Origin of the sequence: Vibrio sp. 10N.247.310.98 (genome assembly GCF_041467395.1) — a bacterium.
Lineage (GTDB): Bacteria > Pseudomonadota > Gammaproteobacteria > Enterobacterales > Vibrionaceae > Vibrio > Vibrio crassostreae_C.
In genome coordinates this window covers 120,176-142,920 of record NZ_JBFSUL010000001.1, presented here as the reverse complement: position 1 = coordinate 142,920, position 22,745 = coordinate 120,176, and the positions used below count along the sequence as shown (strand labels likewise).

Genomic DNA, 22,745 nt, shown 5'->3' with positions numbered 1-22,745 from the left:
CTCAACTTCGACAAGATTATAATAATGAAAAAGACAGCACTCGCTTTATTAGCCTCATTAAGCCTTGGGGTTTCTCTTCCTGCTTCAGCGCAAGAATACATGTTCACGTATTCTAAGCTTTATACTCAGCTGAAAAACAACACCAAAGAAGGGCATGATGATGTCAAAGTTGCGGTCTTCTTTGTTGATCAACAAGCTCAGCAAACCTGTCACATCAGCAAAGCTTGGATGGAAAAAGAAGAGCACTACGAAGAGCTAAAAGTCTCTCCAGCCAATGAACTGCTTCTACCGGTAGATCAAAATCTACGCTCGGCAAATCCTCTTATCTTTGTACAAACTAAAGAACAAGAGTGTGCGTATTCTTTAGTTGTGATGACTCAAGAGCCTTTAGCTGGCACAGTAGAAGTTGCACAGATAGAAAACCTATTGCCACAGATGCAGGCGATGCTTGAAGACGTCAGCGGCATGTTCTCTGGTTGGTTCACGCCAGATATCCAAGGGTTAACGCTAGAGTTCGCTAATAAGCTGGAAGGTAACATCGAGCTTTCAAATGGTAAGCAACTACCAATCAAAGAAGGGCGAGCGAAATTCACCTTAGAAGAACTGAATGGAAGTGACAGCATCACGTTGCCAGAACCAACAGTTCGCGTATTGCCGTACATTCCCGCGCAATAATTTTTAACAGAATCATTGTTAGTGAAGTAAAAGCTTAGCGAAATCATCCCCCTAAGTTTTTGCGACATATCTTAAAGCAGCCTCATCGAATAAGATCAGGCTGCTTTTCTTTATCTATGATACCAACCGAGAGCTTGTGAAGCCGCGTTTCTCTGCCGTTTAGGCGCTTATCGAACAATAAAAGCAGAATCTTTCTATTACTCAGCTTGTTTATCCGGCCGTTACTATTTCAACATCAAATAAAAATCCGTATAATCCACGCCCTAAAACAGTCCCACTAGCAATCTACAGTCGGTAATACGACGGTGTGAGAGTCGCAATGAACCAAAACGATAATAGAAAAGAAACACTTGAATTCAACAAACTTCAGAAACGTCTGAGAAGAAATGTTGGAAATGCCATCATCGACTACAACATGATCGAAGAGAATGACGTAGTAATGGCATGTATTAGTGGCGGTAAAGATTCATTTGCGATGTTAGATATTTTGCTACGTTTACGTGAAGCAGCACCGATCAAATTTGATGTTGTGGCAGTAAACCTAGATCAAAAACAACCTGGGTTCCCTGAACACATTCTTCCTGAGTACTTTGAAACGCTGAACATTCCTTACTACATCGTAGATAAAGATACGTATTCAGTGGTTAAAGAGAAAGTGCCAGAAGGTAAAACAACGTGTGGCCTATGTTCTCGTCTTCGTCGTGGTACTTTGTACTCATTCGCAGAGAAGATTGGTGCAACTAAGATCGCTCTGGGTCACCACCTAGACGACATCGTTGAGACCATGTTCCTAAACATGTTCCACGGTGCGCGCTTAAAGGCTATGCCACCAAAGCTTCGTTCAGATGATGGTCGTAACGTTGTTATTCGTCCACTGACTTACTGTCGTGAAACGGACCTAATCAAATACGCAGAACATAAAGAGTTCCCAATCATTCCTTGTAACCTATGTGGCTCTCAAGAGAATCTACAGCGTCAGAACATTAAAGCGATGCTAATTGATTGGGATAAGAAAACGCCAGGTCGTGTTGAGAAGATCTTCAAGTCAATCCAGAACGTAAGTCCAAGCCAACTGGCTGACCGCGAGCTGTTTGACTTCGTGAACCTTCCACTAGACCGTAGTGAAGACCGCAAAGCGTACGAATTCGAAGAAGCTGAAATTTCATCTTCTAACATCGATGAGTCAATGTTCATCGACGTAACGAACGTATAATAAGAATAATCGTTGTAGAGCAATAGATGCGCCTACAACAGACAAACAAAAACGCCTCAAGCAATGCTTGAGGCGTTTTTTTATAAGTTAAACTATCCCTGACCTAACCTTTCGAAAGGTTAGGGTCTAGTGGGCTGACGTAACCAGACGGTTTAAGAGCCAACACATCACAGTTAATCTTATCGATAACATGTTCCGCGGTATTACCAATAAACACGGCAGACAAGCCAGTACGACCCGTTGTACCCAGAATCACCATCGCAGCGTTATTTTCAGAAGCGACGCGAGGAATAACATCTTCTGGCAAGCCTTGTTCAACCACAGTTTGTTCTTCACACATACCGTGCTTCTGGCGCAATGCTTTCATTGCCGTTAAGTGATGGCCACGAACCGCATCGGTATAAGACGTTGGATCAAACTCTGGCAGTTCAATGGTAATATTCGCAGGTGTCACAGGGTAGGCATTCACCAAGAACGGTTCCGCATCCAAACGACCGGTGATCTCTAGCAATCTGTCGACCATCGTATCGTTAAGCTCTAAATGAGCTTCTGTTTCAGAACCTACATGAACTGAAGCAAAAATCTTCGCGTGATCTGGCCAGAAATCGTTTTTAACCAATAGCACTGGGCTAGGGCACTTTCTCAACAGATGCCAATCGGTTGGAGTGAAGATGACAGATTCCAAAGTATCGTGTTTACGCGTACCTTTGATTAAGATGTCGTGCTCACCACTGTAAACCTCGGCAATGATCGCTTCGTATGGGCGGTTATGCCAAACCACTTGTACATTAAATTCAATAGAATCATCTAGGTAAGGTTCTGCGACTTTATTCATCCAAATTTCGCGTTGATGAATTACGCCTTTGCGCATTGCGTCTCTTTCATCGATAGAGAGCATAGATGTCATTTCATACGAGAAGTCGTATATCGACAAAAAGAAAGTGATGTGGCTTGTTGAGGTGCTTTTCTTAGCAAGTTGGATAGCACGAAATAGAGCAGGCTGCTCATCGTGATTAATGTCTGCGACAACTAAAATTTTGTTATAGATACTCATAACTAAGCCTACTTTTCAGACCGAACATATAAATAATGTAGCGTAGTTATGGAGAGATTAAGAGAAATATAAGAGGTTTTAAGAGAGAAACATGATGTAGCTCATTATTGAACTACATCATTGATATCTAGACTATTCTTTTGAAACGCCAGCAAGTTCCATCAACGCATCGTGATCTTCGATAGTGATATATTTGCCTTTAACGCTCAAGATGTCTGCTTTTTGGAAACGACCTAGAAGACGGCTGATTGTTTCAACAGTCAAACCAAGGTAGTTACCAATATCACCACGAGTCATCGTTAGGCGGAACTCACGCGGGCTGAAGCCACGTTGAGAGAAGCGAGTCGAAAGGTTGTAAAGGAATGCAGCAAGACGCTCTTCCGCGTTCTTCTTAGAAAGAAGCAGAATCATTTCTTGGTCACCTTTAATCTCGTTACTCATCAGGCGCATAATTTGCTGACGCAATTTAGGCATTTTTCCTGATAGGTCATCAAGAATCTCATATGGGATTTCACATACCATAGAAGTTTCTAGCGCTTGTGCAAAACTAGGGTGTTGGTCACCAGTAATCGCATCGAAGCCAACAAGATCGCCCGCTAGGTGGAATGCAGTAATCTGCTCATCACCTTGCTCGGTAATCGTGTAGCTCTTGATCGTTCCAGAGCGAATAGCATATAGAGATTTAAGCTCGTCACCGGCTTTAAATAACTCTTGGCCTTTTTGAATAGGCTTTTTTCTCTCAATGATCTGATCAAGTTGATCGAGTTCAGATTCATTCAAAGTAAACGGAATACAGAGCTGGCTAATACTACAATCCTGGCAATGGATCGCACAGCCACCAGACTGAACACGTTTCGTCACAGGCTTTTCAGAAATCATAACAATCTTTCACTATTTGATATACGTCAATATTTTAGCATTCCTTTATCCAGTTGGGTAGTAAAAAAACCGGATTTAAAGAATGGCTATACGGTATAAATAATGAGCTGTAGTGCCATATAACCGGTATAGAAACCGTAAATGAGGATTAAAATTGCGCCTAGTTGGCAAAATAAGTCAGCTTGTTGCAGTTTCTTGAGGAAATTAGCACCCATACCAACCGTCAGCATCGCTGGGAGCGTCCCTAAACCGAAAGCAAGCATAATACCTGCACCGTTGTACCAACTTCCTGATACGGCCGCCCACGTAAGCATTGAGTAAACTAAGCCACATGGTAGCCAACCCCAAATAAAGCCAAACGGCAAAGCGTGGCTAGGGTGCTTCAAGGGTAGAAATGATTTACCTAAAGGAGAGATATAACGCCATAGCTTCTGTCCGACTTTTTCAAAGAACAACAAGCCGAACCACCATTTACCGATATACAACCCTAAGACGATCATGAAGCCAGCAGCAAATAATCGCAGCCAACCTAGCAGAGCGTTAAAATCGCTTAGCTGACCTATCGAAGAGATTGCACCGCCAATCACACCGCCAATCACGGCATAACTTAGCAAGCGCCCTAGGTTATAAAGTAGGGGAATAACAGGGGAAGGTTTACTGTTGCCAATCGAAAGAAGCGACGCAATACCACCACACATTCCCATGCAGTGACCTGCGCCGATCAATCCAACAACAAAGGCTCCGATCCAATCAGGCGTCATCGTTCTTTTTGTCTACGTTAGTTTGGCTCTCGCCGTTAGCTTTCTCATTCTTGGCAGGTTTACTATCAGAATGGTTGTGAGCCTTTTCGTCTTCATCAAACAGAATGTTGTGACCTTGACGTTCTAGGTCTTCAAACTGTTCGCTCTTCACCGCCCATAGAAAAATACCAACAGCGATGCACACCAGAACAATCGCAATGGGGATCAGAATGTATAAACTTTCCATTATTTACCTTGCTCTTTTAAAAGCCTTAACGAGTTAGACACAACAATAATAGAGCTGGCAGACATGCCCACAACGGCAATGTATGGAGCAACCAAACCTGCAACAGCCAATGGAAGAATGAGTAAGTTATACCCTAATGACCAAGCTAGGTTTTCACGGATTATCTTACGCGTTTTTAACGCCAAAGTACGCGACTTAAGTAATCTATCGAGCTTATCACCCAACAACACCATATCCGCAGAAGCTTTCGCCACGTCTGTACCGCCGCCCATAGCGACAGAAAGGTGGGCACCTGCAAGAATAGGGGCATCGTTAATGCCATCGCCAACCATCATGGTAATGTCACTTGCATCTCGAGAGTTCAGGTAAGCAAGTTTATCTTCAGGTTTCGCGTTAGCAACAATATCAGTAATACCAATCTCTTCAGCAACAGGCTTCGCGTTAATCAAAGAATCGCCAGTAAGCAGAGTTGTTTTGATGCCCGCTTCTTTAAATTGCTTAATAAACTCGATGCTTTCTTTACGGATTGGATCTTCATAAGTAAATGTAGCGATATGACGACCCGCCATCGACAAGTAAATGCCGTTGCTTTCCGATGGTTGAGCTTCACCTAGAATGAATTCACTACTACCAATCGCAACTTCTTGGCCATTCCACTCACCAGTGATACCTGAACCAATCACGTTATTAACTGACTCTACTTCGATCTCATCAGAAAGATGAGTCTTGAACGCTTTAGCGATAGGGTGGTTAGCGTGTTGTTCCAGGCTCGCCGCTACTTTGAGACAAGTGTCTTTATCAAGTTCAGCGAAGGTTTCAACTTGGCTGATACGAATATCACCCTCAGTCAATGTACCTGTTTTATCGATGATCAAGTGATTCACTTTGCACAAGGTTTCGAATACGTGGCCTTTGCGCAGCAAAATACCGAAGTTACCCATGCGAGACGTTGAACAAGTAATCGCCGTCGGTGTTGCCAGTGACAGAGCACAAGGACACGTTGCTACCAATACCGAAAGCATGATCCAGAAAGCGTCTTCTGGTCGTGTTTGGTGCCAGTAAAACCAAGTACCGAATGAGATGATTAAGATCACCGCAACAAAGTATCGAGCCACAACATCAGCAATTTCTGCAATGCGGGGTTTAGACAATTGCGCTTCGTCTTGCAGGCGAACGATATTGGAAATAACCGAATCCGCTTTTGACGTCATTACTTCCAATTCAAATGATTCATCACCATTCAATGTACCAGCAAAGACGGTATCGCCTTCGTTTTTGACCACATGGATAGATTCGCCAGTCAGCATCGATTCATCGATATGAACTCTGCCAGACAATACTTTGCCATCGGCAGGAATGTGCTCACCCGGTAGAACGCGAATTTGGTCGCCAACTTTTAAGGTTTTGACTGGAACTTGTTCGCCATCTAACGTTGTTGCCATAGCAGGAACGAGCTTAAGCAGGTTACCACTAGCAGCGGCGGCTTTACGACGAGCGCGCATTTCAAGGAAACGACCAAGCAGTAGGAAGAAGGTAAACATCGAGATAGATTCGAAGAATACTTCACCTTTCTCTGTCACCGTTGCGACCAAACTTGCAACGTAGGCAAACAAAAGAGCGATCGACACAGGTACATCCATACCCAATGTTCGACCTTTGAGGCTACGCCACGCGTTGATATAGAAAGGCAATGCAGAGTAGAGCAGAACCGGTGTTGCAAAGATTAAGCTCACCCAACGGAAGTAGCTTTTGAATTCGGGCTCAAGGTTACCGAAGACTTCAAGATACAACGCCACAGCCAGCATCATGACCTGCATGGTTGCTAAACCAGCAATACCAAGACGATAGAGATAATTCTTCATCGATCGATGATAGGCGGCTTCTTGTTGATCAGCCTCAAAAGGTGCGGCTTTGTAGCCTAAGGTATGGATTGCAGACAACAGCTCGCTCAGTTTCGTCTGAGTGTTGTCCCAACTGAGCAGGGCGCGGTTAGTCGTGGTATTAACACGAATACTAACAACCCCTAACTTTGAAGAGACTTGCTTTTCAATAAGCCAAGCACAAGCAGCACAAGAGACACCTTCTAGTGACAATGTCACTTCAGAGGTGTTTTCAGAGTTACGGACGAACTCCAATTGAACATCTTCGTTGTCGTAATGACTGAGTGCCAGAAGTTGCTCTGGCACGAGATCCGCTTTTTCAGCTGGAGCGGTACGATATTGGTAGTAAGAGACCAGACCGCTATCAACGATTGTCTGGGCTACGGTTTCGCAACCCGGACAACACATAGGTCGCACCGATCCTAAGATTTCTACTTTAAAATCCGTTTCCGCTGGTACATCTTCACCGCAGTGATAACAGGATTCACACATAAGATTTAGTTCGTTAGTTGAGTAGGAGTATCAATAGGGAAGTTCATGCGACCTTGCACTAACCATTCAGAATCATGCGGAGAAAGCTCGATAAACCATGGACCTTGCATTTCATGATCCAGAGTCAACGTGTAGTTGCCTCTCGCATCAGCGGTCAGTAGCTGAGTAAAATCACGGTCAGGCAGCGTTCGGTGCACGAACATTGCGCTAATAGCAGGGAAGTGGTCTAGTTTGCCTTTGTCGAGAGTAATGATAACTGAGTTACCTTTCTCGCTAACTGAAGCTGATAAGCCAAGCTCTTTAGCAACATTTACTTTCGAAATGTCGACATTAATACCTTTACCTTTTTTATAGTAATCTTCAGTGACAACGTTAACTGAATGGTTGGTAAGTATCGCGACTCGAACCAATGTTAGCATAGAAACGCCAACGGTTAGGAAGATCAAAAACCACGGCCAAAACTGCTTATACCAAGGTTGTTCCATATTATTATTCTCAATATATACAATGAAATAAAACTAATTTTTACAAACACTTAAGGTTATAACTGTAAAAGAAAGACAGCCCCTTAAGAAGGGGCTGTTATTATTATGTTACTCTTTATCTGAGTTGCTGAGGCTCCAGACGTAGGCAGAGACGAGCTGAACCTTATCCTCACCAAGGATGTCCTTCCAAGCCGGCATTACACCAGAACGTCCGTACATGACTGTTTCCGTCACATCAGCGCGAGAATCGCCAAATAGCCAGTCGCGGTCAGTCAAGTCAGGTGCGCCAACAGCAGGGTTACCCTTACCATCAGTACCGTGACAGGCTGCACACACTACAAAGCGCGCTTTACCAGCCTCTGCTTCACGTGCGTTTACGCTACGACCAGAAAGGCTAAGCGTGTAGCTAACTACTTCTTTTACGCCTTCTTCGCCAAGAGCGTCTTTCCAACCTGGCATTTGACCGACACGACCATGCATGATGGTAGTAACGATAGCTTGTGGTTCACCACCATATAGCCATGCGTCATCAGTTAGGTTCGGGAAACCTTTCTGACCACGTGCATCAGAGCCGTGACACTGAGAACAGTTTTGTAGGAACAAACGTTGGCCCACTTTGATTGCATCGGCATCTGATGCAATGTCAGGGACAGAACGTAGACCGTTTTCGTCGTGAGCTAGCTTTCTGAAAGCTTCACCAAAGTAGGTGTCAGCATCATCAAGTTCTTTCGCGTATGCGTCTAACTGTTTGTTTGCTTGCGCAGCAGCGATTGCAGAGCGAGACTCTTCTACGCTACGAACTGTTTGGTTTGAACTCGTCCAACCTAGTAGACCTTTAAAGTTGCCAAGGCCTGGGTATAGAGCTAGATAAACAGCTGCAAACACAATTGTGCTAACGAAAAGGTATGTCCACCATTTAGGTAGCGGGTTATTAAGCTCACGAATACCATCGTATTCATGGCCCATATCCTGACCTTCTTCTACACCTGTTTTATCGTTGGAACACCAACGAAGTAAGGCTGCACAGCCAATCAATGTACCGATTGTGATTACTGTTACCCAAATACTCCAGAATGTACTCATTACTTCGTCACTCCTTGATTTTTATCTTTCGCAGGTGCTTCATCAGCGAACACTAGGTTTGCATCTTCGTCGAAGCGCGACTTACGATTTTTACCGAAAGCCCACCAAACGATGCCGATGAAACAAGCAAAAACAGTAACAGTCCAAACACTTTGAAATGTAATAATGTCCATAATTATTCCTTATTTCATTGCGTGGCCAAGCGATTGAAGGTAAGCGATGATTGCATCCATCTCTGTTTTTCCTTCAACATCTTGTTTAGCGTTAGCAATTTGTTCGTCTGTGTAAGGAACACCAAATTGATTACGGAAGATTTCAAGCTTCTGTTTAGTCAATTTGCCATCAAGTACATTCTCAGCAAGCCATGGGAAACCAGGCATGTTTGATTCAGGAACAAGTTCGCGAGGGTCGATAAGGTGAACACGGTGCCACTCATCAGAGTAACGATCACCAACACGCGCTAGATCAGGACCAGTACGCTTAGAACCCCATAGGAATGGGTGTTCCCAAACACTTTCGCCAGCTACAGAGTAGTGACCGTAACGTTCAGTTTCAGAGCGGAAAGGACGAATCATTTGGCTGTGACATACGTTACAACCTTCGCGAATGTAGATATCACGACCTTCCATTTCCAGAGCAGAGTAAACACGTAGGTTTTCTACAGGTTCAGTAGTCTGCTTTTGGAAAATAAGCGGGGTAATTTCTACTAAAGCACCAAAACTGATAGCAATAACGATAAGAATCGCTAGTAGGCCAACGTTCTTCTCTACCAACTCATGGCGATTATTTGAATTTGAGCTCATTCTAAATCTCCTTAAGCCGGTTGAGGGATAGCTTTAAGGCTATCTTTAGGTGCGGAAACAGTTTTGTACGTGTTGTATGCCATTAAGAACATACCAGATAGGAAGATGAAACCACCTAAGAAACGTACAAAGTAGAACGGGTAAGACGCTTCTACAGATTCAACAAAGCTGTAAGTTAATGTGCCGTCAGAGTTAACTGCACGCCACATCAGACCTTGCATCACGCCAGAGATCCACATTGCTACAATGTAGAAAACCGTACCAATCGTTGCTAACCAGAAGTGAACATTGATTAGGGATACAGAGTACATACGCTCTTGACCAAATAGTTTAGGAACTAAGTGGTAAACCGAACCGATAGAAACCATTGCAACCCAACCTAACGCACCAGAGTGAACGTGACCGATAGTCCAGTCCGTGTAGTGAGATAGTGCGTTAACCGTTTTGATTGCCATCATTGGGCCTTCGAAAGTCGACATGCCGTAGAATGATAGAGAAACGATTAGGAAACGTAGGATTGGGTCGTAGCGAAGCTTATGCCACGCACCAGATAGAGTCATAATACCGTTGATCATGCCACCCCAAGATGGAGCAAACAGAACCAAAGACATAACCATACCTAGAGATTGAGTCCAGTCAGGAAGTGCAGTGTAGTGTAGGTGGTGAGGACCAGCCCAGATATACAGAGACACGAGAGCCCAGAAGTGAACAATCGACAAACGGTAAGAGTAAACAGGGCGACCAGCTTGTTTAGGAACGAAGTAGTACATCATACCTAGGAAACCTGCTGTCAATAGGAAGCCTACCGCATTGTGTCCGTACCACCATTGCACCATTGCATCGATCGCTCCGGAATAAATCGAGTACGATTTAAACGCAGAGACAGGAACAGCTAGGCTGTTAACGATGTGCAACACGGCAACCGTGATAATGAAGGCTCCGAAGAACCAGTTTGCTACGTAAATGTGCGATGTCTTACGTTTAATCATGGTTCCGAAGAACACGACCGCATAAGCCACCCACACAAGAGTAATAGCAATATCGATTGGCCATTCAAGTTCTGCGTATTCTTTACCAGAGGTTAAACCTAACGGTAAAGTAATTGCAGCGGACAGGATAATCGCTTGCCAACCCCAAAAGGTAAAGGCTACGAGAGGGCCACCAAAGAGACGCGTCTGACAGGTACGTTGTACAACATAATATGATGTTGCAAACAGCGCACTTGTACCGAACGCAAAAATAACCGCATTAGTATGCAGGGGACGTAAACGACTGTACGTCAACCACGGCGTATCAAAGTTTAGCTGTGGCCAAACTAATTGAGCGGCAATCAAAACACCAACGCCCATACCGACAATACCCCACAAAATTGTAACTAGGGTAAATTGACGGACGACCGTATAGTTGTAGTTTTGTTCAAGCTGCTTTTCTTGGCTCATTTGCATGCTTCCAATTTCTTATTTACTACACTTTACTTCCAACACGACTCACGTCGTAATGCCACCCAAATTAGAAAAGGAAATTCAGCCTATTCAGGGCTTTATTTCCACTTGCTGATTTTAAAAAAAAGTGGCATTTTCAACGCGACACTATACTTGAATTAACAAATCAATGACAGAGTAGTAACCTTACGCTTGGTCTGGAATTGGATTTTTATTTAAAAACTTTGAACTTTGTAACAAGGAGTAAAGATTATAATGGCGGCACAAAAGCTAACAAAAGGCAGACTTGTTCAAATTATCGTCATGTTGGTTATTTTAATAGCTGCATTTACTTGGAGAACAGTAACATACGATAATAACGAAACAGTAAACTGTATAGTTTCAAAACCTTGTAAATTTGGTATTGATAATCATAATGTTTCAGTTTCAAGCAATAACCTAGGGTATTCGATCGAAACATCTAAAACTGGCAAATTTATCATTAGCTATAATGAAAGCGGAATTCTGGAAGAAAAAGGACCATCAAATTGGCTGTTACAAACTAGTGATAAGACCTCCTCAATAACGGTTACATTTCCACAACAGGTGAGCACGTTTTCTGTAAACCTTTCTAAGGAGTAACAGAGAGAAGCTGGGGCACACCTCGGTTCTTTTGATAGAAACATGTACCAAATCAGTGAAACACAATGCATTAAAGTGTTATAAAGAGAGCATTAATAAAGTTACCCAGAATCTATGAAATTTCTATCAAAAGTCTCTTACTCCCTAGACGATAAAATCGCAGTAGATGAGTTGCTCAGCGGGGTGGAAAACCCTGACGATATTGCTTGTCTTATTTGCTACTGCACAGAAGAGTATTCGACACTCGCTGTGCAGAGATATTTCGTAGATGCTCTCCCGAACACTCCCATACATGGCTGTACTACTTGTCACGGCATTATGACCGAAACTGGTTTTCATTCTGGTCCAGTCATTGGCGTCCTCATTATTTATGACTCGGGGATCAACGCCTATGGTACGGGAATCGAACATTTCAGCGACTCCATAGACCGCAGTACCTTCAGCGCGATAGACAAAGCACTCAAGAACGCCAACCGAGAAGGTGAAATTCCTGATCTTATCTTGCTGCATTCCACACCGGGTAACGAAGAAAAGGTGATGGCGGCTATCGATAAGAAATTTGGTACTGAAGTGCCAATTATTGGTGGCAGTGCTGCAGACAACCAGGTTTCCGGAAATTGGAGTATCTTCACCGAAGAGTCGCTGTCTATAAATGGTGTGTCTTTAACGGTAGTGTTTGCGTCTCAGTCCATCTATTCCTCTTTCAGCGCGGGTCATACGCCTACGCGGTATTCAGGCACCGTGACCAAAGTAAGAAACCGAATTTTGTTGGAGATAGACCACAGGCCAGCCGTCACCGTTTACAACGAATGGACTAATTTCCACTTAGATGGCAGTGATGATGGCTACATATTCGAAAAGTCGTCAGTCTACCCATTAGGCAGGAAAGTCGGCTCTTCTTACGATTACCCATATTTCAAATTGTCTCATTCGATCAGAGAGACGGAGTGTAATGGGATTGAGCTGTTCACAGACATCAGTGAAGGCGACACCATCTACCTGATGCAAGGGTCTAAGCAGCAGTTGATTAGCCGCGCCGCGAATATCATTCACTCCTCATACTACAACGACATGGATCTTGAAGAGAAACTAGGGGCGATCAATATCTTTTGTGCAGGCCCAATGTTGAACCTTAAACAAGATATGGATGAGGTTTGTGACCAAATAAATCAAGCACTTAATGGGCTCCCATACATATGTCCATTTACGTTTGGTGAACAAGGCAGGCTCTCTGGTGGCGAGAATGCACACGGGAATTTAATGGTATCGTCTGCAACGTTTTATAGGTTGAAAAAGTAATGGGTTCTGAAGGTCAAGAAGCGCTGCAAGAAGCACGTATTGAACTGCAAAAACTAAAAGCCCGTGAGCGAAAGCTGGCTGAAGAGAACAGGGTGATCTTATCAACCATCTCTGCGATCAGTAAGGCAAGTAACATATCTGAGATATTCTCCAGTCTCGAGTTCGTGCTCAAAAAATACATTAAGTTTGATGACTTTATCGTGGTATCAAGGGTAGGGAACGAAGGCAGTTTCAAAACCCTGCTAAGCAATAACAAAGTCTTCGAACAGATGAATTGGAGTGATTGTGGCAAGTTATCTCGAGTGATCAATGGAGAATGCGCCATCCTTTTTGAACCCAAGTCTCTGGGTGAATTCAATTCCTTACATCCCATTATCCTCGATCAAATCAACTCTGTTCTAATTACTGGTATCGATAGCGGACTAACACAATCCGTCATCATCTTTATCCACTCGAATACCAAGCACTTTAGTATTGAAACTAAGGCCACACTAAACCGTTTTCGACCGTTGATAGAGCGTGCTGTTTTCGATATTGAGAACAAAGAAAAGCTTGAAGCAACCGTTCGAGAACGTACCGCAGAGCTTGTCACAGCAAGAAAAGACGCAGAAAGAGCCAACAAGGCCAAGTCTGAATTCCTCGCGATGATGAGTCATGAATTAAGAACACCGCTAAATGCCATAATTGGCCTAATAGACACCCTAAAATCCACATCATTGAACGAAGAACAACAGTCTATACTGCTTAATATGAGCACATCATCTGAGCTATTGCTGGCAATTATCAGTGACGTATTGGATTTTTCTAAGATTGAATCTGGGTGTTTCTCGTTGGCTCCTCAATGGAGCAACGTAAGAGACACTGTAACTTTTGTATTATCTGAACAAAAGAAGACAGCAGACGATAAAGGTTTGCCGCTAACAGTAACTAGCGATATCCCTGAAGGTGAACTTCATTACATCGACCCAAGTCGCTTGGCACAGATCCTATTTAATTTGATCGGTAACGCGATTAAGTTCACTGAGCGTGGGCATGTCCATGTTTCTATAAAGTACCAGCAGAGCTCTTTCTATATAACGGTGGAAGACACAGGGATTGGCATTAGCTCGCAACAACTTTCGTCGCTGTTCAGTCCATTTGTGCAAGCTGATAGCACAATCACACGTAGATTTGGTGGCACAGGTTTAGGCTTGGCCATCACTAAAAGACTGGTTGAACTGATGCGCGGGCGCATATCGGTAAAGAGTGAGCCTGGAAAAGGCTCCAAATTCGAAGTACAGTTGCCAGTGCTTACTAGAGTTACGAATAATCTGGCTAACAAAGAAGACGAATCTTCACGAGAGTTAAGAAGCCGTTATTCAGTGTTAGTTGTCGAAGACAATCCAACGAATCAAATGGTGATAAAGTTAATCCTTACAAGACAAGGCCACGAGGTTTTCATCGCAAGTAATGGTGAAGAAGCGATTGGCTTTATTGAAAGAGGCAACGAATCAATAGACATTATCTTAATGGATGTGTCGATGCCGGTCATGGATGGATTAACCACAACCAAATACATGAGAGACGCAAACATCAAAACACCAATCGTTGCGCTAACAGCACACACATCAGTAGAAGACAAATGTTCGTGCTTAGATGTCGGCATGAATGATTTCGTGACCAAGCCAGTAAGAACTAAAGAGATCACAGAAGCAATTGATCGATTAATGCTTGAAGTCTAATAAACGTATTCTTAATCGAAGATTAGGAAATATGTTTATTAGGTATTTTATGGTAAATAGCCTTACTGTTAAATAGAACATCGATTTGGTAGATAAACAAGAGGCAGGGCATCGCACAAAGATACCTGCCTTATAAATACCAAACACCATTTAACATAATATACATAATACGCACCAAAAAGGAGATTGAAATCTGAGAGGTTTCAGGGCCTGTTACTCGCGTAATTTTACGTACAGCGCCGCATGAATCTATCTATTTAATTACTGGCTGGCTTTGACTCCGCGTTAATTGGATTAAATCGTGATGGCTTTATCACATGTCTGCTCAAACTTAATTAAGACTTCTAATTACGGATGCCTCTCCAAAGTTAGTCCAGAGTCTCTGCTGGTTGAGTGTTAAAAGCTATTACCCTGATTTTGCTTACCAAAAGAACCTAGATGATTAACGCTTCCACTAACTCTCGGTCTATTGTCCGTACTACCAATAAACTGAAAAGACTTGGTTACTCTTGTTCGCTAGATTTAACGGTCCCAAAAGACCAAGCGAACTCCCGAATCATCTAGTCTTGTTTACCTATGTTGGCTTGTTCTTCACCAAATTGAATCAACTATCAACGTCATCAGTAACATCCGTACTCGTTTTTCAAACCACTAACTTTGAATTTTCTGATGCCCAACGGTCATTGTTACCAAACTGCGTTGCCATCCAAAACGAACTTCTATAAACGACTTGGCTAATCGTAAGTTACAGTGCAACATAAATTCTATTAACCTCTGTCTGGACTATATTAACTTGTCTCATAACTGCGATAATGACACTTCTATTACCAACAAGTCTTTAAAATCAGATCTTTAGGCTAGTTCTCAATTAGTTAGAGTATCTTTTGTTTGTTAACATATTCTGGAACAGAATAACTTATTATCTTAGAAGGCTTTACATGAAAATCAGTACAATCGCCCTATCGCTATTCACCGCTTTTTTTGGCATCAGCTCGCAGGCGCTTGCTAGTGAAAACGAAAACTCACCTAGAGAGCATGGTCATTTTTATGCTGGTGTTGATATCGGCTTTTATAATGAAACTGAATTAGAATATCGTGGCAGCGCCATTGAAGATTCATCTGATCTATCAGACTTTAGCTATAACTTGGTTGGAGGCTACGAATTCAATACACATGATGTCGTCAAACTGGGGCTAGAAGCCGAGTACCGAAAAATCGGAAAAGTTAGCTATAACGACTTAATGGATATTGAAGGCCATGCTTTCTTCGTAAACATTAAACCAAAGTTTATTGTTGAAGGTGACGTATTAGATCTGTATGTATCTTTATTAGCCGGTGTTGGCTCTATGGATATGGAAGCGAAAGCTTTTGGAGTATCAGACTCTAAGTCTGAAGCAGCCTACCAAGTTGGTGCTGAGCTTGGTGCGATGGTAACAGACAACATCGATATCCATATTGGTTACCGCTATGCAAACGTTGAAATTGAATCCATCGATGTGTCACCTCAAACCGCTTACCTAGGTGCAAGGTACCACTTCTAAACTTGATTCACTCGTAGGCTCAATACTACTAAAGCCGTCCTTTTAAAGCTCGGCTTTAATTTTGATCACCTATTTCCCTACTCGACCTCTACTTTGACAAGACAATTCAACCATAAATAAAGTTACGTTGTATCTTCTGTAAAAAGTTACAACTTGAAAGCTTTGCCCTAACGCAAAATAAACCACTTTAACAGGCTACTATTTCGTGTTTAAATTTTGATCTATCAAACAGTTATACGAATAAATTTGGTGATTAAGCAATCAAATGCTATGCATTCAATCCTTAAAAATAAATTAAAGTGTTAACATCAGGCAATTTTGTAAACTAGGTGTTTGATATGTTGCCTAAACTTTATAAGTTCAGATCACTCCACGACAGAAACATACAATCTATTTCCGAGTGTTCGTTGTGGTTTGATTACGCTAAAACTTTTAATAACCCTTTTGAATCTAACCACGCATTCAACAAAGAGCTTCAACAAAACTTTAAGATCATGTGTTTCTCTCAGTCGAACGACCACCCAATACTATGGTCGCAGTATGGTGACAACTTTAAAGGCATGTGTATCGAGTATGATCTCAACTGCTATAACGGTGAGGCCAATCTCAACTGTTTTGAAGTCCAGTATGAAGACGAACCGAATATGTTCCGCCCGGCATCGCTAAGAGGTTTACAAACATCAAGACTGGGAGCTGAGATATTCAAAATTAAGCATTCTAATTGGCGTTATGAAAAGGAATACCGCTGGGTATTACCTGATGACGAGATGATCGGAAATAAACTCTACCTTAATAGAGAGTGCCTAAGCTCGGTGATTCTGTCAGAGCACGCTCCTGCCGACAGGAAATTGAAAGTTCTGATGACTTGCCAGCGCCTTGGTATCCCTGTTAAACACGCAATAGCAAAGCAAGAGTCGTTTACCTTCGAAGTGGTCAGTTAAGTAGAGTGTAATCCTACTGTTTAGCGCCAAAACAAGACATTCACATAAAGTTACAGCGCAACAAAAAAGAGAGCGACATTAATGAGACTCTCTCTTTTTATTACATGTTCACCGTAAGCTTTCCCAATCCTTTATCTTGCATCTGCTCAATCGTCGCGATAGACATTTGAACAGTTGAAAACCAATAAGGTCGGTGCTTAACGTTAAATAGTTCACTATTATCTAACGCCTCGAAAACAGAATATTTTCTACCTTGAGCCAAAGCTGCACCATAAACCGTTCGCTCAAGTACTGGAATGTCATTCACTTCCTCTAGAAGTGCCCTCTTGATGAACTGATTTCCAGGGCTCCAATCTATAAATTCAACGAGGTTTTTTAGTAGCTTAAGCTCTAGCTGCTCGACCATTGATTCAAGAAACTGTGTGTTTGGCATCACCTCAGTACAAGCATAATATTCGTCATGCTTGTCACTTGCTTCACGATAACCAAGCATCGTTTTTACCAATGCGTCTTCAAACGTTGAAGAAAAGTGGTTACAAATTAAAAAAAAAGGCAGAACTCTCAACACACCAAGTAAAATGCCTACGTTAGGATCTTTAACCGACGTTTCTTGAAGTCGAATTCGAGTCGCATTTGACGTCACGACCAAGTGTTGCCAAACCTTAGGTGTGATGTGTTTAATGTTGCCATCATTCCACTTAATCAGCTGTTGACTCATTAACAATGGGAACAATAAACGACAATTTTCTATTCCTATTTGTCGTGCTGCAACTTTTGGATCGAGAATTACCTTAGATTTCTTTCCATATTTATCTGCAAACTCTTGATTGGAAACAAACTCGATTAAACTTGAGCTCAATGGCCTACTTTTCGCGGATATTTCATGGAGTTTGGAAAAGTTTAAAGATGGCGAATACGCAACACTAGCGAACTGATTGTAATCGGGTAAGTCTGAAAACAACGAACTTATTAAGGTACCTTGAAGCTTCTCAAGCATTAGCGCAGAAGCGGCATTGCTGACATCATCGATAACGTATCGTAAGGTTTGTTGCTTCGCGTCGACTTTTTCACGATGAGCATTGACTCTATCCTGCTCGCAGCGCAATAAAATACGTTGATTGTGAGATATGCGGTCAGATTCATCAAATATGACACTATCACAATACCTATTTTCCAAACTTAGTAACGTGTCTACTGTAGATTGTGCGAGCTTATATTCAGGTGAGATTAACCATCGATTAAAGCGAGCTTCAACATTGATTGAGACCTTCCTTGAGATCTCAACTACTTCAGGGGTATAACTTTTATTTGCTAACAACAACCGTGACTTTCCTTTGCCGTAAATGCTCTTGTATCGGCATATCCTGCCTTTATAACAAAACTAATATTAATAGAAATTAGAGATTGGTTCACGAAATTGTTTCAATAAAATTAAGGATATTTAGTTATAGTGCGTTGAGAGTGGCTAGTGTGTGATATGTAGCCGGATATACTTTTCTGGAAAGCTGTATTTGAACCTTTTCTTCGTCGGTAGGTGTTTTTTCGCCTGCTTGCAAACTTTACTATCTCCAGACGTTCTCACCTTTTTGATTCTTGCATAACCTTTAGAGTGCTTCATCTCAATCATCAGATCGCAATAACCCTCGAAATCAACATTACTCTTGTTGAGCCCTTTCATGACGGTGACTTTTATCTTTTTAGCTACAGGATTAACCAATGCATCGTCGGGAAAAGCGACTGGGGATAAAAAACATAATAGTAATACTAGATATCTCATACTGCTCTCTCTTTGTTGAGGGTGAGAACAGTATGCGGAGATTTAAGAGAAATGAAGGATTAACTTAGTATGAGGATTGACCAGCTAACGCGTAACTCTCAACGATTACGCTTTCTTTGAGCCTTTAGACTTAAAACCATTATGCGGGAACACGTTACGAATACGTTGCTGTACGTTTTTAGGAACATCTTTAGTGAACTTGAGATTGTAACCAGAACGTTTTGCATACACTTTTAGCTCGCCTTTAAAGGTATTGTTATGACCAATCTCTTGAAGGTTGTGTTTAAAGCTCGGTGGAAGATGCCCTTTAACTTGTTCGATCGCCCCGTCGCTAAATTTAATTTTCAATACCGGTCGGTCGACTGCTACTAACCAAAAAACTAATACCGCACCGATTAAGATTACGTACATCATAATGTCACCACTACTGTTGATGGTTATTTATCGTCAGAAAGGAGCTTGCTTAAGTCTTCTTTGAGGCTAGTCACCGTCTTGCTGGCCTGCTCACTACGAGACGCTTCGCTAACCAAATACTCGATGGCATCTGAGAGCGTACAACCTAGCTCGTTCGCACGTTGAGATAGCTTTTCCCATACACGGTAATCAAGGTCGATTGATTTCTTCTTTGTATGAACTTGTTCAGCATTGAAGTGGCGTTTTCGCTTAGCTCTGATCGCTTGTTTAAGCTTGTTATCGAGCTCAGGAGACATGTTGTTAGATATCCACTCAGGGACACCTGTAGGTTGGTGTTCAAGCTTCAATAAGGCTTTAACAGCAACGTCAGCTTCGCTTGAATCTATGTGGCAGGTGATCGACTCGCCTTCTTTCCATTTTTTGACCAGATAGTTCCATTTCCAACCACATTCCAAGTTTTCAAGTTGCTGATATTTCATGTCTAATCTCGAGAGTTAATCCTAGTGACAGCGTAACCCAAAATAGGCTATTTAACAATTATGATCTTGAAAGAATAGACCAAGATCATACTTATATTAGCTTAGTGATTAGTAACTACAACATAGAGCTACAAGCGAGATCGGTTTTTCTATATACTCCCTACCTCATTATCATAATCAGAAACTTAAATGACTCAAGTAGATTGGCGACATGTTACGCCTCAGTACGACGAATATAGCGCTCAATTAGAGCAATTCCCTGACATCTCGCCTTTCCCGTTTTCAGATATTCAACATAGATTCAAAGATGCGCTAACCCGCTTTGTCCGTTTGTCTAACCTTTCGCGTGTTTTACTTGTAAACGCTCCAGACAATTCGATCTATCGTCAAATGATTGTTGAATCTCTAGTCACTGCTTTAGATGATCACACTCTACCGGTTATAAAAACTGAGTCTTTAAATGCTGTCTCTCTGTTTGACCAAGTTCAGTCAAAAGACGGTAAGGTTGTAGCGACAAAGCCCGGCCTACTGGCTAGAGCAAACAACGGCTATCTGATCGTTTCAGCAAACTTGATCTTGGCCAACCCAGGAAGCTGGTTACTGCTTAAATCAGCACTGCTTGGTGAAGTCGTAGAACCAATCAGCAGTAATCCAGAGCACTTGAACCAATCCCCGACTTTGCCTTTGACTTACAACATTAAGTTGATTGTGGTTGGAGACAGAGCTCAACTAGGTGACCTTGATTACCTGGACAGCGATATTCAAACCGGTTTTTGCCTATTTAGCGAAATTGAACAAGATATCAAGCTCTCTGAAGAGACTTTGACTCAATATCTTGGTTACCTTAAGTGGCTTCAACAACGTTATGAATTGCCAACCATCACGCAACAAGCGTTGACTGGCATTCTTACTGCCGGAGCAAGAGAAACCGAAGATCAAAGCTATATCCCACTGTGCCCTATTTGGCACAACGCGTTATTGAACGAAGCTTTGATTGAAGCCGACAATGGTGAGATTGATATTCACCATATCCAGCAAGCTCAACAGCACAAATACAACCGTGAATCTTATCTACCAGAACGCGCCCTTGATGATATTCGTGATGGCCAAGTCATTATCGAAACTGAAGGTGAACAAGTTGGTCAAGTTAATGGATTGACGGTCATCGATGTACCGGGACACCCAATATCGTATGGTGAACCTGCACGAATTTCCTGTGTTATTCACTTTGGTGATGGTGATATTGCCGATGTTGAGCGCAAAGCCGAGCTGGGTGGTAATCTTCATGCTAAAGGCATGATGATCATGCAAGCATTTGTGAGCAGCGCACTAAACCTTGAAGATCCGTTGCCATACGCTGCTTCTGTTGTGTTTGAGCAATCGTATTGCGAAGTAGACGGCGATAGTGCTTCTCTTGCTGAGCTTTGTTCTCTGGTGAGTGCTTTGTCTGAATACCCTATCAATCAACAAATTGCGGTTACAGGTGCAGTTGACCAATTTGGACGTGTGCAAGCTGTTGGCGGGCTAAACGAGAAAATCGAAGGCTTCTACCATGTGTGTAAGCACAACGGCTTAACAGGCGAACAAGGTGTGATCCTTCCAAGATCGAACTTAAGGCATCTTGCACTAAAGCCTGACCTTATTGAAAGCATTAAGAATGAAGAATTCCATATTTGGTCTGTGTCTAATGTAGACGAAGCAATTCCTCTCATTATGAACAAGCCATTTAGAGACGATGAACAAGAAAGCGTTCTGAGTAAAATCGCGGAACGTATTGAAAACTTTGAAAGACATGAGCACCCTATTGGAATCGTTGGACGCATTAAAAACTGGTTTGTCTAGTACTGATCGGACTTGTTTAGCGTACACCTGTTCACTAATATGCACCTATCAAAAATCGGAGTAATTGATAATGCAAAACAAACGTGATTCTTACACTCGCGAAGAGCTTCTAGCATCAAGCCAAGGCGAACTATGGCCACAAGGCCCTCAACTACCAGCACCGAACATGCTAATGATGGATCGCATCACTAAGATGTCTGAAACTGAAGGTGATTACGGTAAAGGTTTAGTTCTTGCTGAGCTGGATATTACTCCTGACCTATGGTTCTTCGATTGTCACTTCCCGGGTGACCCAGTAATGCCTGGTTGTCTAGGTCTTGACGCAATGTGGCAGCTTGTTGGCTTCTACCTTGGTTGGGTTGGCGGCGAAGGTAAAGGCCGTGCTCTAGGTGTTGGCGAAGTGAAATTCACTGGTCAAATTCTACCTACTGCGAAAAAAGTAACTTACGAGATCCACATGAAGCGTGTTGTTAACCGTCGTCTAGTTATGGGCCTTGCGGATGGTCGCGTACTTGTTGATGGTAAAGAGATCTACGTTGCTAAAGATTTGAAAGTTGGCCTTTTCCAAGATACGTCAGCATTCTAATCTAATAGTTAGATTTTTAGTAAAGCAGCCCATGGCTGCTTTATTTTCGTTCCAATAAGTTTAGTTATAGTGCATTAAAGTATCCCGTATTAAGCTTGAAACAGGATAAATCCACCAGCGATACGCTTATGATAGCGAAACTAGAATGCTACATAGCTCTGGGAGTCTTTGTGTTGTTCTGAAACTAACAAGGCTCCAGCCATTGTAATCAACAGACAATGGAGCCCTGACCTTGAATTCTTTACGCCCTATCTACTTATAGAGACCTGATTGCTTGTCATCTTTGGCGTCACGCCATCCACCTAACCAATAAGACCGAGAATCCATTTGGCTATATGGGCAAGCTTCTTGCGACCGTCCATTTAAACCAGCCTTGTAGCCTTGAGATTGTGCTCGTTCTAGTCGATCACGCTTTTGTCTCTTCATAGTGCAGTCCTCATACGGGTGTTACATTTACTAACATACAATGATTACAACTTTACGGAGTTTTTGTGACTCCAACTTTAAGAATCGGTCAAATTTTCACTTTTC

At 42.4% G+C, this 22,745-nt stretch carries 24 protein-coding genes; 9 read left to right on the top strand and 15 right to left on the bottom strand.

What is annotated here, in order from left to right:
- Nucleotides 1–24: 24 nt before the first annotated feature.
- Both AB6E78_RS00560 and ttcA read left to right on the top strand, forming a co-directional pair.
- Complete coding sequence (locus AB6E78_RS00560; RefSeq protein WP_372111315.1) at nt 25–675, top strand: DUF2987 domain-containing protein; 651 nt, start codon at nt 25–27, stop codon at nt 673–675.
- Nucleotides 676–994: 319 nt separating this feature from the next.
- Nucleotides 995–1,888, top strand: coding sequence for a tRNA 2-thiocytidine(32) synthetase TtcA (gene ttcA, locus AB6E78_RS00555; protein ID WP_017059635.1), 894 nt, complete (start codon nt 995–997; stop codon nt 1,886–1,888).
- 103 nt (nt 1,889–1,991) lie between these two features.
- Here ttcA and uspE read toward each other — a convergent pair whose 3' ends face one another.
- From uspE to ccoN, 10 genes are all read right to left on the bottom strand, one after another.
- Nucleotides 1,992–2,942, bottom strand: a complete 951-nt coding sequence (gene uspE / locus AB6E78_RS00550; protein ID WP_017066876.1) for a universal stress protein UspE — start codon at nt 2,940–2,942, stop codon at nt 1,992–1,994.
- 132 nt (nt 2,943–3,074) lie between these two features.
- Complete coding sequence (locus AB6E78_RS00545) at nt 3,075–3,821, bottom strand: FNR family transcription factor (RefSeq protein WP_017059637.1); 747 nt, start codon at nt 3,819–3,821, stop codon at nt 3,075–3,077.
- Between the two features lie 86 nt (nt 3,822–3,907).
- The gene (locus AB6E78_RS00540; protein ID WP_372132218.1) at nt 3,908–4,582 is read right to left on the bottom strand and encodes a sulfite exporter TauE/SafE family protein; all 675 of its coding nucleotides are present in this window, start codon (nt 4,580–4,582) and stop codon (nt 3,908–3,910) included.
- Nucleotides 4,572–4,808 carry a cbb3-type cytochrome oxidase assembly protein CcoS gene (gene ccoS, locus AB6E78_RS00535; RefSeq protein WP_048615953.1) on the bottom strand — a complete coding sequence of 79 codons (237 nt, stop codon included), beginning with the start codon at nt 4,806–4,808 and terminating at the stop codon, nt 4,572–4,574. The genes AB6E78_RS00540 and ccoS overlap by 11 nt, the downstream gene beginning before the upstream one ends.
- Entirely contained in the window at nt 4,808–7,180 is a 2,373-nt protein-coding gene (locus AB6E78_RS00530; RefSeq protein ID WP_029235846.1) for a heavy metal translocating P-type ATPase metal-binding domain-containing protein, read from the bottom strand. The genes ccoS and AB6E78_RS00530 overlap by 1 nt, the downstream gene beginning before the upstream one ends.
- A gap of 5 nt (nt 7,181–7,185) precedes the next feature.
- On the bottom strand, nt 7,186–7,665 hold the full coding sequence (locus tag AB6E78_RS00525; RefSeq protein ID WP_017059641.1) for a FixH family protein: 480 nt from the start codon (nt 7,663–7,665) through the stop codon (nt 7,186–7,188).
- Between the two features lie 108 nt (nt 7,666–7,773).
- Complete coding sequence (gene ccoP, locus AB6E78_RS00520; RefSeq protein ID WP_017063857.1) at nt 7,774–8,748, bottom strand: cytochrome-c oxidase, cbb3-type subunit III; 975 nt, start codon at nt 8,746–8,748, stop codon at nt 7,774–7,776.
- Complete coding sequence (locus AB6E78_RS00515; protein ID WP_004733679.1) at nt 8,748–8,921, bottom strand: CcoQ/FixQ family Cbb3-type cytochrome c oxidase assembly chaperone; 174 nt, start codon at nt 8,919–8,921, stop codon at nt 8,748–8,750. Before AB6E78_RS00515 ends, ccoP begins: the two co-directional genes overlap by 1 nt.
- A gap of 9 nt (nt 8,922–8,930) precedes the next feature.
- Nucleotides 8,931–9,551, bottom strand: a complete 621-nt coding sequence (ccoO, locus tag AB6E78_RS00510) for a cytochrome-c oxidase, cbb3-type subunit II (protein ID WP_017059643.1) — start codon at nt 9,549–9,551, stop codon at nt 8,931–8,933.
- 11 nt (nt 9,552–9,562) lie between these two features.
- Nucleotides 9,563–10,996, bottom strand: coding sequence for a cytochrome-c oxidase, cbb3-type subunit I (gene ccoN, locus AB6E78_RS00505; protein ID WP_009846707.1), 1,434 nt, complete (start codon nt 10,994–10,996; stop codon nt 9,563–9,565).
- Nucleotides 10,997–11,248: 252 nt separating this feature from the next.
- Here ccoN and AB6E78_RS00500 point away from each other — a divergent pair, with 252 nt between their 5' ends.
- From AB6E78_RS00500 to AB6E78_RS00480, 5 genes are all read left to right on the top strand, one after another.
- Nucleotides 11,249–11,614, top strand: a complete 366-nt coding sequence (locus AB6E78_RS00500; protein WP_017059645.1) for a hypothetical protein — start codon at nt 11,249–11,251, stop codon at nt 11,612–11,614.
- Between the two features lie 114 nt (nt 11,615–11,728).
- On the top strand, nt 11,729–12,913 hold the full coding sequence (locus AB6E78_RS00495; RefSeq protein WP_017059646.1) for an FIST signal transduction protein: 1,185 nt from the start codon (nt 11,729–11,731) through the stop codon (nt 12,911–12,913).
- Nucleotides 12,913–14,634, top strand: coding sequence for an ATP-binding protein (locus AB6E78_RS00490; RefSeq protein ID WP_017059647.1), 1,722 nt, complete (start codon nt 12,913–12,915; stop codon nt 14,632–14,634). The genes AB6E78_RS00495 and AB6E78_RS00490 overlap by 1 nt, the downstream gene beginning before the upstream one ends.
- 938 nt (nt 14,635–15,572) lie before the next feature.
- Nucleotides 15,573–16,175 carry a porin family protein gene (locus AB6E78_RS00485; RefSeq protein WP_017059668.1) on the top strand — a complete coding sequence of 201 codons (603 nt, stop codon included), beginning with the start codon at nt 15,573–15,575 and terminating at the stop codon, nt 16,173–16,175.
- A 338-nt stretch (nt 16,176–16,513) separates the two neighbouring features.
- On the top strand, nt 16,514–17,116 hold the full coding sequence (locus AB6E78_RS00480) for a DUF2971 domain-containing protein (protein WP_017059669.1): 603 nt from the start codon (nt 16,514–16,516) through the stop codon (nt 17,114–17,116).
- Between the two features lie 100 nt (nt 17,117–17,216).
- Here the strand turns inward: AB6E78_RS00480 and AB6E78_RS00475 are convergent, their stop codons facing one another.
- From AB6E78_RS00475 to matP, 4 genes are all read right to left on the bottom strand, one after another.
- The gene (locus AB6E78_RS00475) at nt 17,217–18,437 is read right to left on the bottom strand and encodes a hypothetical protein (protein WP_372111311.1); all 1,221 of its coding nucleotides are present in this window, start codon (nt 18,435–18,437) and stop codon (nt 17,217–17,219) included.
- A gap of 144 nt (nt 18,438–18,581) precedes the next feature.
- Complete coding sequence (locus AB6E78_RS00470) at nt 18,582–18,893, bottom strand: hypothetical protein (protein ID WP_017059671.1); 312 nt, start codon at nt 18,891–18,893, stop codon at nt 18,582–18,584.
- Nucleotides 18,894–18,998: 105 nt separating this feature from the next.
- Nucleotides 18,999–19,307 carry a DUF3634 family protein gene (locus AB6E78_RS00465; protein ID WP_017059672.1) on the bottom strand — a complete coding sequence of 103 codons (309 nt, stop codon included), beginning with the start codon at nt 19,305–19,307 and terminating at the stop codon, nt 18,999–19,001.
- A 23-nt stretch (nt 19,308–19,330) separates the two neighbouring features.
- On the bottom strand, nt 19,331–19,786 hold the full coding sequence (gene matP, locus AB6E78_RS00460) for a macrodomain Ter protein MatP (RefSeq protein ID WP_102321156.1): 456 nt from the start codon (nt 19,784–19,786) through the stop codon (nt 19,331–19,333).
- A gap of 189 nt (nt 19,787–19,975) precedes the next feature.
- On the opposite strand from matP, the gene AB6E78_RS00455 reads away from it, so the two are divergent.
- Nucleotides 19,976–21,628, top strand: coding sequence for a Lon protease family protein (locus tag AB6E78_RS00455; RefSeq protein WP_102321155.1), 1,653 nt, complete (start codon nt 19,976–19,978; stop codon nt 21,626–21,628).
- A gap of 70 nt (nt 21,629–21,698) precedes the next feature.
- Nucleotides 21,699–22,214 (top strand): bifunctional 3-hydroxydecanoyl-ACP dehydratase/trans-2-decenoyl-ACP isomerase, encoded by a 516-nt coding sequence (gene fabA / locus AB6E78_RS00450; protein WP_017059675.1) that lies wholly within the window; start codon nt 21,699–21,701, stop codon nt 22,212–22,214.
- A 252-nt stretch (nt 22,215–22,466) separates the two neighbouring features.
- On the opposite strand, the gene rmf is transcribed toward fabA, so the two are convergent.
- Complete coding sequence (gene rmf / locus AB6E78_RS00445) at nt 22,467–22,640, bottom strand: ribosome modulation factor (RefSeq protein WP_017059676.1); 174 nt, start codon at nt 22,638–22,640, stop codon at nt 22,467–22,469.
- Nucleotides 22,641–22,745 lie beyond the last annotated feature (105 nt).